General features: G+C 56.8%; 12 protein-coding genes and 1 tRNA gene. 8 read left to right on the top strand and 5 right to left on the bottom strand.

The window, feature by feature from the left end; translation table 11 throughout:
* Window positions 1-74 precede the first annotated feature (74 nt).
* Window positions 75-647, top strand: a complete 573-nt coding sequence (locus ACTJJ6_RS04705; RefSeq protein ID WP_143778300.1) for a hypothetical protein — start codon at window positions 75-77, stop codon at window positions 645-647.
* 636 nt (window positions 648-1,283) lie between these two features.
* Here the strand turns inward: ACTJJ6_RS04705 and ACTJJ6_RS04700 are convergent.
* Window positions 1,284-4,376 carry an STAND family AAA ATPase gene (locus tag ACTJJ6_RS04700; RefSeq protein WP_440803204.1) on the bottom strand — a complete coding sequence of 1,031 codons (3,093 nt, stop codon included), beginning with the start codon at window positions 4,374-4,376 and terminating at the stop codon, window positions 1,284-1,286.
* A gap of 563 nt (window positions 4,377-4,939) precedes the next feature.
* Entirely contained in the window at window positions 4,940-5,860 is a 921-nt protein-coding gene (locus tag ACTJJ6_RS04695) for an AraC family transcriptional regulator (RefSeq protein ID WP_049299768.1), read from the bottom strand.
* Window positions 5,861-5,965: 105 nt separating this feature from the next.
* Between ACTJJ6_RS04695 and ACTJJ6_RS04690 the strand changes: the two genes are divergently transcribed.
* Complete coding sequence (locus ACTJJ6_RS04690; RefSeq protein WP_049299767.1) at window positions 5,966-6,799, top strand: oxidoreductase; 834 nt, start codon at window positions 5,966-5,968, stop codon at window positions 6,797-6,799.
* Between the two features lie 95 nt (window positions 6,800-6,894).
* On the opposite strand, the gene ACTJJ6_RS04685 is transcribed toward ACTJJ6_RS04690, so the two are convergent.
* The 3 genes from ACTJJ6_RS04685 to dpiA form a co-directional block, all read right to left on the bottom strand.
* Window positions 6,895-6,970 (bottom strand) — tRNA-Asn (locus tag ACTJJ6_RS04685).
* A 114-nt stretch (window positions 6,971-7,084) separates the two neighbouring features.
* Window positions 7,085-10,174 (bottom strand): beta-galactosidase, encoded by a 3,090-nt coding sequence (locus ACTJJ6_RS04680; RefSeq protein WP_143778298.1) that lies wholly within the window; start codon window positions 10,172-10,174, stop codon window positions 7,085-7,087.
* 102 nt (window positions 10,175-10,276) lie between these two features.
* Window positions 10,277-10,963: a two-component response regulator DpiA gene (gene dpiA / locus ACTJJ6_RS04675; RefSeq protein ID WP_004940807.1), complete on the bottom strand. Its 687-nt coding sequence runs from the start codon at window positions 10,961-10,963 to the stop codon at window positions 10,277-10,279.
* Between the two features lie 313 nt (window positions 10,964-11,276).
* Between dpiA and citC the strand changes: the two genes are divergently transcribed.
* The 6 genes from citC to citG form a co-directional block, all read left to right on the top strand.
* Complete coding sequence (gene citC, locus ACTJJ6_RS04670; protein ID WP_028127715.1) at window positions 11,277-12,347, top strand: [citrate (pro-3S)-lyase] ligase; 1,071 nt, start codon at window positions 11,277-11,279, stop codon at window positions 12,345-12,347.
* A complete protein-coding gene (citD, locus tag ACTJJ6_RS04665; RefSeq protein ID WP_046687418.1) occupies window positions 12,347-12,655 on the top strand; it encodes a citrate lyase acyl carrier protein in 309 nt (102 codons plus the stop codon). Before citC ends, citD begins: the two co-directional genes overlap by 1 nt.
* On the top strand, window positions 12,639-13,559 hold the full coding sequence (citE, locus tag ACTJJ6_RS04660) for a citrate (pro-3S)-lyase subunit beta (RefSeq protein ID WP_060452550.1): 921 nt from the start codon (window positions 12,639-12,641) through the stop codon (window positions 13,557-13,559). The genes citD and citE overlap by 17 nt, the downstream gene beginning before the upstream one ends.
* The gene (gene citF, locus ACTJJ6_RS04655) at window positions 13,559-15,064 is read left to right on the top strand and encodes a citrate lyase subunit alpha (protein WP_028130661.1); all 1,506 of its coding nucleotides are present in this window, start codon (window positions 13,559-13,561) and stop codon (window positions 15,062-15,064) included. The genes citE and citF overlap by 1 nt, the downstream gene beginning before the upstream one ends.
* 3 nt (window positions 15,065-15,067) lie before the next feature.
* Window positions 15,068-15,616, top strand: coding sequence for a citrate lyase holo-[acyl-carrier protein] synthase (gene citX / locus ACTJJ6_RS04650; protein ID WP_033639902.1), 549 nt, complete (start codon window positions 15,068-15,070; stop codon window positions 15,614-15,616).
* The coding region (citG, locus tag ACTJJ6_RS04645) for a triphosphoribosyl-dephospho-CoA synthase CitG (protein WP_440827394.1) at window positions 15,597-16,314 on the top strand (718 nt) is incomplete at its 3' end. The genes citX and citG, both read left to right, overlap by 20 nt.

The following is a 16,314-nucleotide window of genomic DNA, read 5'->3' as shown; positions in this document are numbered from 1 at the left end:
ACAAGAGATAGGCTACTGACATGTGAACAGGGAAATGAATTTATTTCATCATTTCCATCATGTCGGAGTGAACGATGAGCCTCTATATCAACAACGGCGCCCTGGGCGCCATGGAACACCCGGGAACGGCGGCGAGCGCCCTGGCGCTCAGCGTGCCGGTCGCGGCGGGCGCCTTGCTGCTGAAGACCGAAAATCTGCTGGGCATCGGCGCGACCCTGATGCTGCTGACGGCATTGGCGCTGGCGTTTCTCGGCGGCGCCGCGCTGGCCCGTCTACGGCCGCTGCGGAACCGGCCTGCGCTGGCGATTCTCCGCTACGGCTTTTTGCTGGCGGCGGCGGGATGGCTATTGATGCTGCTAATGCTGTTCGGCGGCCACGGCTGGCCGGCCCTGCTGCCGGGCATCGCCCTCGGCGGCCTGGGGCAGGGCGTCGCCTACCGCACGGCAGTGGGGGAGCAAGCGGGGTTGGCCGTGGCGTGCAGGCTGACGACGGTGGTGACTATCGTGGCCGTAGTAGTTGCCGTTTCGCTGGTGCAAACCTACGCCGCACCGGGGATAAAGGGAGCCTGTTTCGCGCTGGCATTGCTGGTTGATATGGCCTTGTTGGGGGCGTTGATGGCACGGATTGCGGAGCGGGATGGGGGCTGAGAAATGGCTGAAGGTTAAAGGCCTGCGTGGGGGACGAGGCGGGCCTTTAGGTGTTTGTGGGGATTGTTGAGTAGGTGATCCGCCGGGGCAGTTTTGTGCCAGAAGCGGACGTTGGATTTCAGGAGTGCAACTCACCGAGTGATCAAAACTTAGTGAGAAAGGTTATGTAGTAAATAATGATGAGTAGAATCTCTCCAGTTATATTCATATATTTTTAGCTGAACCGGACTAGCCTTTTTGACTGAGAACACTAAAGTATAGCTAATATAATAAGTCAAGGCTTATAACCATAACGTGAAAAAAGCTAATTCAAGGTAATTGCCATGTACATCTTTGCCGCCAGTGAAGCGCTGGTGAGCGAATAATGTACAGGAATTTGATCGGGTACTAGACCTGATAACAGAAATACTGACTTAACTGATGTCAGGAATTGGTTTAAAAATATAATCACCAAGTGTGTTATTAGCGTAGCTGAAAAAAATCAGTGTTAGTTGAGGATATTGGAATATCGCATTCGGATATGATGGTTGTTTTAATATGCCAATTATTTTTTTTCAGTTCTAATACACACATTATTTCATGTTTAATCCCCCCGTCAAAAACTGACGGGGGAATCTATAACTCGGATTTGTTTTTTTACTTTAATCGTTCCAATCCAATTTGCTTTGATACACTACCGAAATTGATGCCAGCCAGGGAACATATTTGCTGGGCATCCTTGTCTGACCTTTCAAACATATATAAATAATTAAGTATAATTGATTTGGTGAGTCTGTCAGATAAGTGATTTTTCTCGAATTCGCTAAGCGAACGTCTTAACTGTTCAACTGAAACGGAATTCCCCAACTCTAACATCGTGGCGAGTTTTATAAGTTTCCCAGCATTTGAACCCATATCATTACAGACGTCATCAATAACCTGCTGAAGGTTCGTACTACCAATAGATGCTGATATTTTCGTAATAAAGAAGAAGCATAAGCCAAATATCATTTCAAACATGAGTTTACGAGCTATTTCCCGCATTCCATTCTCGGTGTTACTTTCAACTTTAGCCTGTAACTTTTCCAATATTTTCATTTCTATCATATCGAATGAATTTTCGGTATTTTGTTCTATCAGTGAAAAAAAATAATCAAGTGATCGCAAAGGTGCTTTGATGGCTTCTTCAAGTAGCTTTTTCTTCTGAATTACCGTCAGAGAGCCATAGTAGTTTCGTGACAGTTGTCCAAGAATCTCAAGGGATTTAAAGGTAAGATTCATATCCTTGAGATAGTTGTTTGCATCATCGATCTCTTTTTGACCCTGTCCAACTTTAACAGGATGGCGTGATTCATCACGCTCATCTTCATTGTCTTCTCGATTCAAAATTGAATCATAATCATGCTCATGTCCATCTTCAATATTATCTTTTTGTGTCTCAATCTGTTTCCTTAATTCCAGCAGGTTCTGGCGCTCAAACGTTACAGGAGACATTGGCAATTTATTAATAATTTTGTTAACGAATTCAGTATCTACATCAAGCCGATATGGCGTAGACTCAGAGAAAAGACTTTGAGCTTGCAAAACGACTTTATCTAGTATTGATTCATCACGGGAATGATGTGTTAGGAACATTAATATGCTCATGCTTTTCCTGCGTCCTAGCGTGGATACTAGCCCATCTATGATATCAATGGTTTCTTGAGTTCTGATAGTGTCCGAGAGATGTTTTGCTATAAAGAAATAGTAGACGTAGGGATACTTGAACTTGTAATAATCGCCTTCTTTTCTTTCAAGTATCTTGGCGTTAATAAGTAATTTAAAGCGACTTTCAAAATCGATTTTAACACCGTAAACGTCATAGAAATTGCGATTAAAATCCCACAGCGCATCTCTTGATTCATCTTTGAGATTGTTCGTAAAGAAATGGTTGGCGAGGATTTTCACGTAATTAAATAACTCATCAAGTTCATCTTTTTTGACCGAGGCGTTACCCAAACTTTGCGTTATAAGATACTCGTAATAATAGCCATAGGTATTAGCACTGACTTCGAGAGCATTTCCACTTTCCATAGACTGCAGAAGTGTCAGTAAAAAAAATGGAGTTGATGGAACATAGTTCCTGCCAATTACCTTTGTTATGGTTTTAACTGCATGGTTATTTTTGAATATAAGAGCTCCGTTATCCTGATTACACTCTTCTTTTAGCTGATTCCATTTATTAACGAGTTCATAACGCAATCTGTGCCCAAGTTTTAATATCTCATATTTATAAAACTCATTATCAAAGTAACTGTCGCCTAGGAGTTCGCTTCCACTAAAGTCATAGGTGTCACTGACTGTTATTATAATTTTATCAAAGATGTTAGAGGATTTTTCCAAGAAGGATGAGATGGATTTTCTGTCACCCTTAATATATTCAAATCCATCAAGGAGCAAAATCTTTTCACTTTCAAGATTAATAAAGTCAACGCCGTTTAGGTCGTCATATTGTTTTGTTACACTTCGTGAGATTATTTTATCGTATTCTATATTTCCATTCCTGATGGAACTTCCTTCAATCAAAAGCGGTATCTGATTATTTTCAATGGCATCTATAAATAATTTTCTAAGCATTGTGGATTTACCACAGTATTCATCGCCAATAAGTAACATTTTTTTGTATTCATTTTTTAGAATGACACTTGATGATACCTTCTTCATATCGAATTTATTATCCTCGTTGAGGGCTTTAAGATTCGGATATACAAATACATCATTAAGGTCAATTGTGTCTTTATCAGGGTGTATATAATGAACCCCTATATCTAAAAGGTTGGTGTAATAATCATAACTCACCGTGGCATTTTTATTGGATATAGAAAATGATTTGAGTATTTCATTTTTGTTATAACTATTACTTAATTCAAACTGCCCTTCATGCCATAGATAACTATTAATGGTTACGGCAGAGTCGTCTATTTCAAATGTCAAAAAACCATTATCCTGAATATGCGGGTCGTCAAATGGCATCGCTTCAATCATAAGGCATGAATTGCTCTCACCAACGATTTTAAAGTTATCATTAAGATGTTCATGACCTGTCACGATGATTGCATAGTCATCCCGAATCAAATTTCTGATGGCTTTCTGGTTATCAGGTTCGAACCAAGAAAGGGGGTGGTGAAAGAAAAGTATATTGTTTTGCCCTTTCTCTACCCGTGGAAGATACTTAATAGGGAACTTGATATCTCCACCACGTTCATGCAACATTGAACACCACGCTGAATTAAATGTTGCTACGGTAATATTTGTTGGCTGTGCTAAAATATCATAACTTTCTGAAAGAGGGGTGACATTTTTCGGTTTAAATGTCTGAAATTTTTCTTTAAAATCAAAGAAGCTACCCATTCCTTTTTTTATAATATTAATCGATTCTTCGTCTTGAAGTTCGACATCCATTCTTAACATATGATTGCGTGTCATGCTTGACGTATAACTAGAAAAGTCATGATCATGGTTTCCCGGACACATTATCAAATCATAGTTAGTTGCAAGTTCCTCAAAAACACTCTCAAGATAATCATACTCTTCGGTCTTTCCACTAAATGCAATGTCACCTGAAACTAGTATTATAATTTTATGGTGGTCACCTAGTTTACAGATTGCCTTTAATGTTTTGATGAAAACTTCAAGCTTATGAAGAACATCTTTTTTATTTGATGTTTTAATATGTATATCACTCAGGATAATAAATAGGTTTTTTGACATATTCAGCTCCATATTTGATGCATTATGATTTTAGTTTGGCAATTTCTAAATGCGATATCTGGGGAGGAAATGTTCATCGGGTATGCAATGTAATTCCACTCAGATAATTCTTAAGATACGCTTTTTTCTACTTACTAATCAATCCCCAAACCTTGAGATTTTCACCTTGATTTAACTGCAAGGGAATCAGCTCGTAATTAGCCAGCTAAGCTTTTCTCTCCTTCCTGAATCTCCAGTACTTCTGTATTGGGTAAAAAAGATCTCACTTATTCAGCGGGTTAGTTGACCGGAAAACCTTAAAGCGTATAGCGTTGTTACCCCGAATTATCTGCCTCGGTCACATCCAGACCAGATGTTAGTGGCATTCATTGACATCAATGTTCAGCATTCCTGATAACTCGCCCAGATGCATCCGAACATATTAAAAGTCGCTTAGATATAAGTTAGGATAACAACGTCAGGTTCTCGCTCACAGCAGGCCGTCAACTCAGTTAGTTCGTCCGCTTAGTGCCAGAAGCGAACACTCCATACCTCAAGGTCGCGTTCGCCATACCAAATCAGCCTCAGTGCGATGAAACAAATACCGAGGCAGGCTGCGCGGGCGGAATGGCGAAGTGACGCTGCATGCGTTTTATCTCCTCTGCCGGTGGCAGGCCAAACAGACGTTTGAATTCGCGGTTAAATTGCGATGGGCTTTCATAGCCAACGGCGTAACTCGCAGCAGCGGCGGTGATTTGTTGGCGCACCATCAGCATCCGTGCCTGGTGCAGTCGTACCGATTTCACATACTGCATCGGCGGCATCTGCGTTATCGCTTTGAAATGGCTATGAAAGGTCGGCACGCTCATGCCGGCCAGCATCGCCAGCTGCGTCAGCGTTAACGGCTCCGCGTAAGTGGCGTGGATGTGCTGCAACGCTTTACCGATTTTGCCAAACTGGCCCTGTAAGGCCAGCGCGGCACGCATCGCGTTACCCTGTGCGCCTGTCAGCACGCGGAAATAGAGCTCTCGTACCCGCGCCGGACCGAGGATTGCCGCCTCAAGCGGGTTGGCCAGGACGTCAAGTAAGCGAAGTACGGCCATTTTTACCGTGTCGTCCATGGGGCTCGACATCATGCTTTGCGGCGCGGCGGGAGGATGCGGGGCGCCATGTTGTTCAATCTGCAACATCAGTTCCGCGGCAAGCTGAAAATCCAGATGCATGTAAATCGCCAGCAGCGGATGTGCTGCCGACGCGTCAGTTTCCATCACAAACGGCACCGGCACCGAAACCGCCAGGTAGTGCTGCTCATCATATAAATAGGTCTGTTGACCGAAATAGCCGCGTTTGCTGCCCTGGCAGACAATCACGATCCCCGGATCGTACAGCACCGGCGTTCTGGCAAGCGGGCGATCGGAACGCAAAATTCGCACATCAGGTAGGGCAGTGAGGTTGTATCCCTCTTGCACCGCAAGTCTATTCATCAGGGCAATCATGTCGGACATCCCACCACCTCATAAAATCAGGCAAGAAAAAGAGAAGATACGGCCTAAAAATGCGGCAGGGCAGAGAATACCATGCAACCTTCATGGTTCATGGGAGTTCTTTTTATGGCATCTGCAAAAACGATTTTAATTACCGGCGTCAGCAGTGGCTTTGGTCAGGCGCTGGCGCGGGAAGCCCTCGCCGTGGGGCATCGGGTTATAGGGACGGTGCGCAACAGCGAAGCGCTACAGGCTTTCGGCGCGCTCGATACGCAGCGGGCTTTTGGCTATCTGCTTGATGTCACGGACGTTGAGCGTATTGATGAGGTGGTTGGAGAGATTGAGTCCGCCGTCGGTCCGATAGATGTGCTGGTGAACAATGCCGGTTACGGCCACGAAGGCATTCTGGAAGAATCCCCGCTTGCAGAGCTGCGCCGCCAGTTTGACGTCAATGTGTTTGGCGCGGTGGCGATGATCAAAGCCGTGCTGCCGGGCATGCGCCAGCGCCGTCGCGGCCACATTATCAATATCACCTCAATGGGCAGTTTCATTACCTTGCCCGGTATCAGCTATTACTGCGGCAGCAAATTTGCACTGGAAGGGATATCAGAAGCGTTAAGTCAGGAGCTTACCCCGTTCAACATACGCGTGACCGCAGTGGCGCCCGGTTCGTTTCGAACGGACTGGGCTGGGCGTTCAATGGTACGCAGCCCTCGCCGTCTCCCGGACTATGACGCGTTATTTGAACCTGTTCGTCAGGCGCGCCAGGAAAAAAGCGGCAAGCAACTCGGCGATCCGGTGAAGGCGGCTCACGCCATACTGGCATTGATCGAGAGCCAGACCCCACCCACGCATCTGTTGTTAGGCAGTGACGCATTAAGTTTGGTGCGGCAAAAGCTCGAGGCGTTAGGTCAGGAAATTGAACAATGGGAGAAACTGACCCGTTCAACGGATGGCTGAACGGTGTCGGGTAGGGAGGGCGTAGGGATCACCGATTATGACCGCCTGACAGCAAAAAGCCCGCTTAAGTTTCCTTAAGCGGGCTTCTCTAAATATGGCTCCTCTGACTGGACTCGAACCAGTGACATACGGATTAACAGTCCGCCGTTCTACCGACTGAACTACAGAGGAATCGTGTGAACGGGGCGAATAATAGCGAGGCGCCGTCGGCATGTCAAAGGCGGATTACACATTCTGTGACTGTTTGCTTACAGAATGCGCAACCCGTTGAGTTTTTTGGCAGATTTAGCCCTCTGGTGCTCGCTGCAGGCGCAGCTGATAGCGGTAAACGCCGGCGGTGAGCAGGTAATCCCGGTGCACGCTCGGGCTCCAGGAGTCGTCGCCGCCCACTCCCATATGGAAGCCGTCCAGATGCAGCCAGGTGCCCGCTTCCGGCTGCAGCAGATGCTGGTGGCTGCAGGCCATCAGCTGTTGCAGGCCGTAACGGCTGAGCGAGAAGTGGAAGCGGCCGTCGATGCGCCAGCCGCCGTAGCGCAGGCTGCGGGTGTCACAGCGCAGGCCGTTCTCGCCGGGGAAAATATACGGCGTATGCAGGTCCGCCAGCGGCAGGCGCCAGCGCCCGTGCTGCGCGGCCAGGCGGCGATCCGGGTAGTTTTCGTGCGGGCCCAGGCCCAGCCATTCCGCCTGCGGCTGCACCGTCGCCAGTTGGCAGTGCAGGCCGATGCGCGCCGGCGGCGGCAGGGCGTCGGCCACCTCGACCTCCACGTTCACGCTCACCGCGCCCAGCGCGTCGAACAGCCACTGTTTGCGGCTGATCAGCAAAATCTCCCCGTCCACGCCGAACTGGTGTTCGCTCACCACCCGCACGCCGTTTTGCAGCGCATCCGCCTGCAGCCGCGTGCAGCGCTCTTCCAGCCGGTACAGGCCTGCCAGCTTCCAGCGTTCGACCCAGGCGTTGGGATCGATATGGTTCGCCTCGCTGACGCCGATGTCGTTATCGATCGGCGCGCGCGCAAAACCGTCGCGCAGCGGCGTCAGCAGCTGCGGCTGCTCATTCTGCCACCACTGCGTCAGATGGCCGCTGCTGCGCTCGAAGCGCCAGCGCTGGTCGCCATGGGTAAGCGTCAGCCCTTCATCATTTTCAATAAGCGTTGGCGGCACGCCCTGCGCCGGCGGCGGCGCGGGATGCAGCGCGCGCGGCACCCGCCACTGATCCCAGGCGCAGCGGTGGTGCGCTTCAGACCAGTCGGTGGCCTGCGGTTGCACCACCTCCACGTTCAGCCACAGTTCGCCGGGCTGATGCAGCATCGGCAGCCGGTCGAGCAGGGTGAAGCTAGCGCTGCCCTGCGGCGGCAGCGCCAGATCGAGGCTGCCGCTGGCGCGCTCCACGCCGTCCAGCTCCAGCCGCCAGTTGAGCTGCTCGTTGTCGGTGTGGCGGAACAGGTAGTCGCTGGTGACGGTCAGCGTCAGCGAGGCGGCGTCGAAGGCGAAGCGGAACAGCTGCTGCGCCCGCTGCGCTTCGAACAGCGCCGGGTGCGGGGTGCGATCCGCGAACACCAGCCCGTTCAGGCAGAACTGGCGATCGTTGGGGGTGTCGCCGAAGTCGCCGCCGTAGGCCCAAAATTCTTCGCCGCGTTCGTCGCGCCGGATCAGCGCCTGATCGACCCAGTCCCAGACAAAGCCGCCCTGCAGGCGCGGATGTGCGTGGAACGCGCGCCAGTAGCGCTCAAAGCCGCCGAAGCTGTTGCCCATCGCATGGGCGTATTCGCACAGGATCAGCGGGCGCTGTTCCTCCGGCAGGCCGATCCACTTGCCGATCGCCCATTTGGGCACCGCCGGGAACGGCTGATCCTGATCCACCCGCGCATACATCGGGCAGATGATGTCGGTGGCGGCAGTGTCGGCGCCGCCGCCTTCATATTGCACCGGGCGGGTCGGATCCTGGCTTTTCACCCAGCGGTACAGCGCGTCGTGGTTTACGCCGTGGCCGGACTCGTTGCCCAGCGACCAGATGATGATGCAAGGGTGGTTGCGATCGCGCTGCACCATGCGGGTGACGCGCTCGCTCATCGCCGGCAGCCACAGCGGATCGTCAGCCAGGCGGTTCATCGGCTGCATGCCGTGGGTCTCGATATTGGCTTCGTCCACCACGTACAGCCCGTAGCGGTCGCACAACCGATACCACAGCGGGTGGTTGGGATAGTGCGAGCAGCGCACCGCGTTGAAGTTGTGCTGCTTCATCAGCAGGATATCGTGGCGCATCGTCGCCTCGTCCATCACCTGGCCGTGGCGCGGGTGATGCTCGTGGCGGTTAACGCCGCGGATCAGCAGCGGCTGCCCGTTGAGCTTCAACAGCCCGCCGCTGATTTCCACCTGGCGAAAGCCGACGTCATAGGCTTCCACCTCGATAATCTCCCCTTCGGGCGAGAGCAGGGCGACGGTAGCGCGATACAGCGCGGGCGTTTCGGCGCTCCACAGCGCCGGGCGTTCCACCGGCAGGCGCAGCGTGACGCGATCGTCATAGGCGCCGCGTTCGTCCACGATCTCGCTGCCGAGTGGCTGGGTGCGCTCGGCCACCCGCGCGCCATCGCGCCACAGCTGAACCTGCACCAGCAGCGGGCCGGGCCGGCTGGCGCGCGCCGTCACCACCAGTTCGCCGCGGGTAAAGCCGTCATGCAGCGGGGTGGTGATGCGCACATCGCTCAGGTGCGCGGCGGGTTTGTGCAGCAGGCTGACGTCGCGGAAGATGCCGCTCATGCGCCACATGTCCTGATCTTCCAGATAGCTGCCGTCGCACCAGCGCAGCACCATCACCGCCAGCCGATTTTCACCCGGCTGCAGCCACGGGCCGAGATCGAACTCCGCCGGCAGGCGGCTGTCCTGCGAATAGCCGACCCAGTGGCCGTTGCACCATAAATAGAACGCCGAGTTGACGCCGTCGAAGATGACGCGCGTCTGGCCGGCGGCCAGCCAGGCCGGATCGACGTTGAAGGTGCGTGAATAGCAGCCGGTCGGATTGTCTTCCGGCACGCGCGGCGGATCGACCGGGAACGGGTAGCGCACGTTGGTGTAAATCGGCGCGTCGTAGCCGGCGAGCTGCCAGTTGCTCGGCACCGCCAGCGGGGCGGCGTCCGGCAGATCCTGCTGCAGCCAGCACTCCGGCGCCGCCTCTGGGCGCGGGAAATAGCTGAAGCGCCACTCGCCGTTCAGCGACCGGCGGCTGGCGCTGGGGGCGTCATCGCGCGCGTCTTCCACCGTGCGCCAGCTGGCGAACGGCGGGTGAGCGTCCAGTCGGCGGTAGTGGGTGCAGGCCGGGTTTTGCCAGTCACGGCGGGCGAGGATTTCGGTCAGGGAAGCATGGGGCGCAGCAGGCATCGGCGATCGTCCAGTCGTCTAGGTGATGCTCACCAAGATGCTGACCGTCGCATAAAAAGTAAAGCGGTTACACGCAACCTTGCAAGGGCGATCAAATAACCGTTAATGCGGTTCGCCGGCGCGGTAGATCCGCTGTGGGCGGCCGACCTTGCCGTAAATGATCTCGGCGCGCAGCTGCTGTGCGGCGGTGCAAAACTCCAGATAACGGCGCGCGGTGGTGCGGCTGAGCCCCATTTTTTGCGCAACGCTTTCAGCGGTGTGGCGCGCGGCGGGTTCGGCGAACAGCGCGCGGATCTTGCCCAGCGTCAGCTCGTCGATGCCGGCGGGCAGCGCCGCCTGCTGCTCGCCGCGGGCATAGGTGTTGAACATCTCGTCGATGCGGCGCTGGTTGAGGCGCGCTTTGTCCTTCAACGCTTCGCGGCGCTGGCTGAAGCGCTGCAATGTCTGGCTCAGCCGGTCATAGGCCAGCGGTTTGATCAGGTAGTCGAACACGCCGTAGCGCAACGCCTCGGCCACGGTGGCCATGTCGCTGGCGGCGGTGATGAACACGATGCCGCCGCGATACCCGCTCAGCGTCAGTTCGCGCAGCAGGGTGATGCCCTGGCCGTCGGGCAGAAAGTTGTCCAGCAGGATCAGGTCCGGCTTGAAGCGCTCGGTCATGGCGCGCGCCTGCGCCAGGGTGCCGGCCAGCCAAATCTGGCGGCAGCCGCCGTTCTGGCGGATAAACTCCGCGTGCATCTCCGCCAGCGGCGTTTCGTCTTCAACGATCAGGATGTTCAGCCATTCCATAATGAAACCTACTATTGCAATCAAGATGCTAAATGAATGTAAGTAAATTGCGGCGCTAAATAAAGATTATCTCAATAATAAACACCATAAGATTAATTAAGCAAATAAAGAACATTAAATAACTTATTAACCGGGAACGGTTTGTGAAATAGGTCAATAATTGGCGTTTTTTTTCTGTTTACCATTGATTTATCGAACGCGAAGCGGCGTTTATCTTCATGGTTTTTAAGGTTTTAATTGCCGTCATTGATGTTAATTAAAATGCCTTTTTGTATTTAACTTGTTGTGTGCCAGTTAACCCAGAGAGCGTGTTATGTTAGGCGATGCCGTATTTAATCGGGTAAAGCGATCGGATCATAAAGCGATTTCGGAAATAAGTGCCTTCTTGCGCAGTAACGATCTGAATATCGACACCACGGTTGAAATATTTATTACTGTTACCCAGCACGACAAATTGGTCGCCTGCGGCGGCATCGCCGACAATATTATCAAATGCGTCGCCATCAGTCCGCTGATGCGCGGCGAAGGGTTGGCGCTGGCGCTGGCGACCGAGCTGGTGAACCTGGCCTACGAGCGCCACCACACCCAGCTGTTTATCTACACCAAGGTGCAGAACGAGCCGCTGTTCCGCCAGTGCGGTTTCTACCCGATCGCCACCGTGCCGGGCATCGTGGTGCTGATGGAAAACAGCCCGTGCCGCCTGAAGCGCTACGCCGCCCAGCTGGCGAGCCAGCGCCGGCCGGGCGAGACCATCGGCAGCATCGTGATGAACGCCAACCCCTTCACACGCGGGCATCAGTATCTGGTGCGTCAGGCGGCCAAACGCTGCGACTGGCTGCACCTGTTTCTGGTGAAGGAAAACACCTCGCGCTTCAGCTATGAAGACCGCCGCCGGCTGGTGCTGGCCGGCACCGCCGACATCCCCAACCTCACGGTACACGAAGGCTCGCAGTACGTGATCTCGCGCGCCACCTTCCCCTGTTACTTCATCAAGGATCAGGGCGTGGCCGACGACTGTTACACCGAAATCGATCTGAAGATCTTCCGCCAGTATCTGGCGCCCGCGCTGGGCATTACCCACCGCTTCGTCGGCAACGAGCCGTTCTGCGCGGTGACCGCGAAATACAACCGCGACATGCGCTACTGGCTGGAAACGCCGGCGCTGCCCAGCCCGCCGATCGCGCTGGTGGAAATCGAGCGTTTGCAATATCAGGGCACGGCGATCTCCGCCTCCTGGGTACGCAAGCTGCTGGCGGCGGGGGACTTCCACGCCGCCGCGCCGCTGGTGCCGCCGGACACCCTGTACTACCTGCAGGATCTGCAAACGCAGCGCCGGGCCAAGGCGGCCCCGCATCCTTTTGAGTCCGCACAATCAGGTGAATGATGAAAATTATCCGAGAAGCAATGGCCGGCACGCTGGAATCCAGCGATGTCATGGTGCGCATCGCGCCCGCCGAGGGGCCGCAGCACGATCTGTTGATCGCCAGCAGCGTGGAAAAACAGTTCGGCGCGGCGATCCGCCGCACCCTGCTGGAGGTGCTGCAGCGTTATGAGGTGGAGCCGGTGCAGGTGATCGTCGACGACAAAGGGGCGCTGGACTGCGTGCTGCGCGCCCGGCTGGAAACCGCGCTGATGCGCGCCTGCGAGAGCGGCCAACTGCCGTGGGAGGCGAAAGATGAAAACGCTGAATAAAACCCGGCTGCGCCGCAGCATGCTGTTCGTTCCCGGCGCCAACGCGGCGATGGTCAGCAACGCCTTTATCTATCAGGCCGATGCGCTGATGTTCGATCTGGAAGACTCGGTGATCCTGCGTGAAAAAGACGCGGCGCGCCGGCTGGTGTACCACGCGCTGCAGCACCCGCTGTACCAGGAGGTGGAAACCATCGTGCGCGTCAATGCGCTCGACTCCGCCTACGGCCTGGCGGACCTGCAGGCGGTGGTACGCGGCGGCGCGGACATCGTGCGCCTGCCGAAGACCGACAGCGCGCAGGACGTTGTCGACATGGAGCGCGAGATTGCCGCCATCGAGGCGGCCTGCGGCCGGCCGGTCGGCAGCACCGGGCTGCTGGCGGCGATCGAATCGGCGCAGGGCATCACCAACGCGGTGGCGATCGCGCACGCTTCGCCGCGTCTTATCGGCATCGCGCTGGGGGCGGAAGACTATGTGCGCAACCTGCGCACCGAACGCTCGCCGGAGGGCATCGAGCTGCTGTTCGCCCGCTGCTCGCTGCTGCAGGCGGCGCGCGCCGCCTGCATTCAGGCGTTCGACACCGTCTACTCCGACGCCAACAACGAAGCCGGCTTCCTGCAGGAAGCGGCGCTGATCAAACAGCTCGGCTTCGACGGCAAATCGCTGATTAACCCGCGCCAGATTGAGCTGCTGCACAACCTGTATGCGCCGACCGCCAAAGAGGTGGCGCACGCGCAGCGGGTGGTGGACGCCGCCGAGGCGGCGGAGCGGGAAGGGCGCGGCGTGGTGTCGCTCAACGGAAAAATGGTCGACAGCCCGGTGATTGAACGCGCCCGGCTGGTGCTGGAGCGCGCCGCGCTGTCCGGCTTACGGGAAGAACCGGCGCAGCACGGGGAGGAAGCATGATGAACCGCCAACAACGATTGATGACCTTCGCCAACCCGGCGGATCTGCCGGGCTATCAGGACGTGTCCAAAGCCAACCTGCAGGCGCGCAAACCGCGCGATCTCAAGCTGTGCGACTCCTTGCAGGAAGCGGTGCGCCGCAGCGGGCTGCAGGACGGCATGACCATCTCCTTCCACCATGCGTTTCGCGGCGGCGATCTGGCGCTCAATCAGGTGATGGAGACGCTGGCGGCGATGGGGTTCCGCAACCTGACGCTGGCCTCCAGCTCGCTGACCGACTGCCATGCGCCGTTGGTTGAGCATATCCGCCACGGCGTGGTAAGCCGCATTTACACCTCCGGGCTGCGCGGCCCGCTGGCGGACGCCGTTTCGCGCGGCCTGCTGGCGGAGCCGGTGCAAATTCACTCGCACGGCGGCCGGGTCAACCTGATTGAATCCGGCGAGCTGAAGATAGACGTGGCCTTCCTCGGCGTGCCGGCCTGCGATGAGTTCGGCAACGCCAACGGCTACAGCGGTGAAGCCTGCTGCGGCTCGCTCGGCTATGCGCGGGTGGACGCCGAGGCGGCGGGCACCGTGGTGCTGCTGACCGAGCAGCTGGTGCCGTATCCGCATCATCCCGCCAGCCTGGCGCAGGATCGGGTGGATCTGATCGTGCAGCTGGAGCGGGTGGGCGACGCCGACAAGATCGGCGCCGACGCCACGCGCATGACCTCGAACCCGCGCGAGCTGCTGATCGCCCGCCGCGCCGCCGAGGTGATCGCCGGTTCAGGCTACTTCACCGAAGGGTTTTCGCTGCAAACCGGCACCGGCGGCGCCTCGCTGGCGGTGACCCGTTTCCTGGAGGACAAGATGCGCGCCCGCGGCATTCGCGCCGCGTTCGCCCTCGGCGGCATCACCTCGACCATGGTGGATCTGCACGAGAAAGGGTTGATCGGCAAGCTGCTGGACGTGCAGAGCTTCGATCGGGCGGCGGCGACCTCGCTGGCGCGCAACCCGCGCCATATCGAAATCAGCGCCAACCAGTACGCCAACTTCAGCTCCAAGGGCGCGTCGGTCGATCGGCTCGACGTGGTGGTGCTGAGCGCGCTGGAAATCGACACCGGCTTCAACGTTAACGTGCTGACCGGCTCCGACGGCGTGCTGCGCGGCGCGTCCGGCGGCCACTGCGACACCGCCGCCGCCGCGCGGCTGGCGATCATCGTCGCGCCGCTGGTGCGCGGGCGCATCCCGACGCTGGTGGAGCAGGTGACCACCTGCGTCACGCCGGGTTCCAGCATCGACATTCTGGTGACCGACCACGGCATCGCCGTCAACCCGGCGCGGCCGGAGCTGGCGCAGCGCCTGCGGGAGGCCGGGCTCGAGGTGGTGAGCATCGACTGGCTGCGCGCCCGCGCGCTGCAGCTGACCGGCGAACCGCAGCCGATCGCCTTTACAGACAAGGTGGTGGCGGTGGTGCGCTACCGCGACGGCTCGGTGATCGACGTGGTGCATCAGGTGGCGGAGTAACCGATGGCCGCCGTCGATCCTCAACTGGCCGCCGAACGCGCGGTCAGCCTGCCGGAGCTGCTCACCAGCCGCGAATGCCGCCAGGCGCGCCAGCAGGCGTGGCTGGCGCAGCACGAGTGCACGCTGCTGGTGCTGACGCTGGTCGTCCCCGGCCCGGTGAAGGACAGCGCGCTGACGCGCGGCATCTTCAACCTCGGGTGGGCGGCGCTGCTGCGGCTGTGCGCCGAGCAGGGCTGGCCCAGCCCGCAGGCCGAGGCGCTGGCGCTTTCCACCGGCTGCGAAGGGTTTGTGGCGCTGCGCGCCGACGCCCAGCGGGTGAAAGATTGCGCCATGCAGCTGGAGGTGAGTCGCCCGATCGGCCGGCTGTGGGATATCGACGTGCTGGATGCGCAGGGGCGCATTTTGTCGCGCCGCGACATCGGCCTGCCGGAACGGCGCTGCCTGCTGTGCGGCCAACCGGCCAAGATCTGCGCCCGCCAGCGGCGGCATGGCAGCGAGCAGCTGCTGCAAGAAATGGAAAGGATGTTCAACGATGCGATCTCTGCCGATTAACCTGCCCGCCCGCCGTGCCGAACCGGCTTGCGACTTCGCCCGCGCCGCCTTTCGCGCGCTGCTGGTGGAAGTCAACCTCACGCCCAAGCCGGGGCTGGTGGATCGCCATAACACCGGCGCCCACCGCGACATGGATCTCGGGCACTTCTACCGCAGCGCCCGCGCCATCGGCGTGTGGCTGCCGCGCTTTATCCAACGCGGACGGGAAGACGCGGCTTTGCCGGCAGAGCAGCAGCTGGCGCGGCTGCGGCCGCTCGGCATGGCCTGCGAAAACCAGATGTTTCGCGCCACCGGCGGCATTAACACCCACAAGGGCAGCGTGTTCTCACTCGGGTTGCTGTGCGCCGCCTTCGGCCGCCTGCAGCAGCAGGGCCGTGACATCGGCGCGGAGGCGCTGTGCGGCGAGGTAGCGGCGATGTGTCGGGGGCTGGTGGACCGTGAGCTGCGGCGCAACAACGCCGGGCAGACCGCCGGCCAGCGCTTGTTCGCTGCGTATGGCCTCAGCGGCGCGCGCGGCGAGGCGGAGTCCGGTTTTCGGTTGGTGCTTGACGGCGCGCTGCCGCTGTATCGGCAACGGCTGGCCGCCGGCGGCGACGAACAGCGGGCGCTGCTGGACAGCCTGCTGTGGCTGATGGCCCACAACGATGACACCAACGTCGCCTCGCGCGGCGGCCTGCGCGGGCTGCGCTGGCTGCGGT

Origin of the sequence: Serratia sp. 22278, assembly GCF_052045405.1 — a bacterium.
GTDB classification, from domain to species: Bacteria; Pseudomonadota; Gammaproteobacteria; order Enterobacterales; family Enterobacteriaceae; genus Serratia; species Serratia marcescens.
This window is presented reverse-complemented; position numbering and strand designations above follow the sequence as displayed.

Coding starts and splice junctions, on each gene's coding strand:
- citD (WP_046687418.1), top strand. CDS start 12,347: ATGAAAATTATCCGAGAAGCAATGGCCGGCACGCTGGAATCCAGCGAT.
- ACTJJ6_RS04705 (WP_143778300.1), top strand. CDS start 75: ATGAGCCTCTATATCAACAACGGCGCCCTGGGCGCCATGGAACACCCG.
- ACTJJ6_RS04690 (WP_049299767.1), top strand. CDS start 5,966: ATGGCATCTGCAAAAACGATTTTAATTACCGGCGTCAGCAGTGGCTTT.
- ACTJJ6_RS04700 (WP_440803204.1), bottom strand. CDS start 4,376: ATGTCAAAAAACCTATTTATTATCCTGAGTGATATACATATTAAAACA.
- citE (WP_060452550.1), top strand. CDS start 12,639: ATGAAAACGCTGAATAAAACCCGGCTGCGCCGCAGCATGCTGTTCGTT.
- citC (WP_028127715.1), top strand. CDS start 11,277: ATGTTAGGCGATGCCGTATTTAATCGGGTAAAGCGATCGGATCATAAA.
- ACTJJ6_RS04695 (WP_049299768.1), bottom strand. CDS start 5,860: ATGTCCGACATGATTGCCCTGATGAATAGACTTGCGGTGCAAGAGGGA.
- citF (WP_028130661.1), top strand. CDS start 13,559: ATGAACCGCCAACAACGATTGATGACCTTCGCCAACCCGGCGGATCTG.
- citX (WP_033639902.1), top strand. CDS start 15,068: ATGGCCGCCGTCGATCCTCAACTGGCCGCCGAACGCGCGGTCAGCCTG.
- ACTJJ6_RS04680 (WP_143778298.1), bottom strand. CDS start 10,174: ATGCCTGCTGCGCCCCATGCTTCCCTGACCGAAATCCTCGCCCGCCGT.
- dpiA (WP_004940807.1), bottom strand. CDS start 10,963: ATGGAATGGCTGAACATCCTGATCGTTGAAGACGAAACGCCGCTGGCG.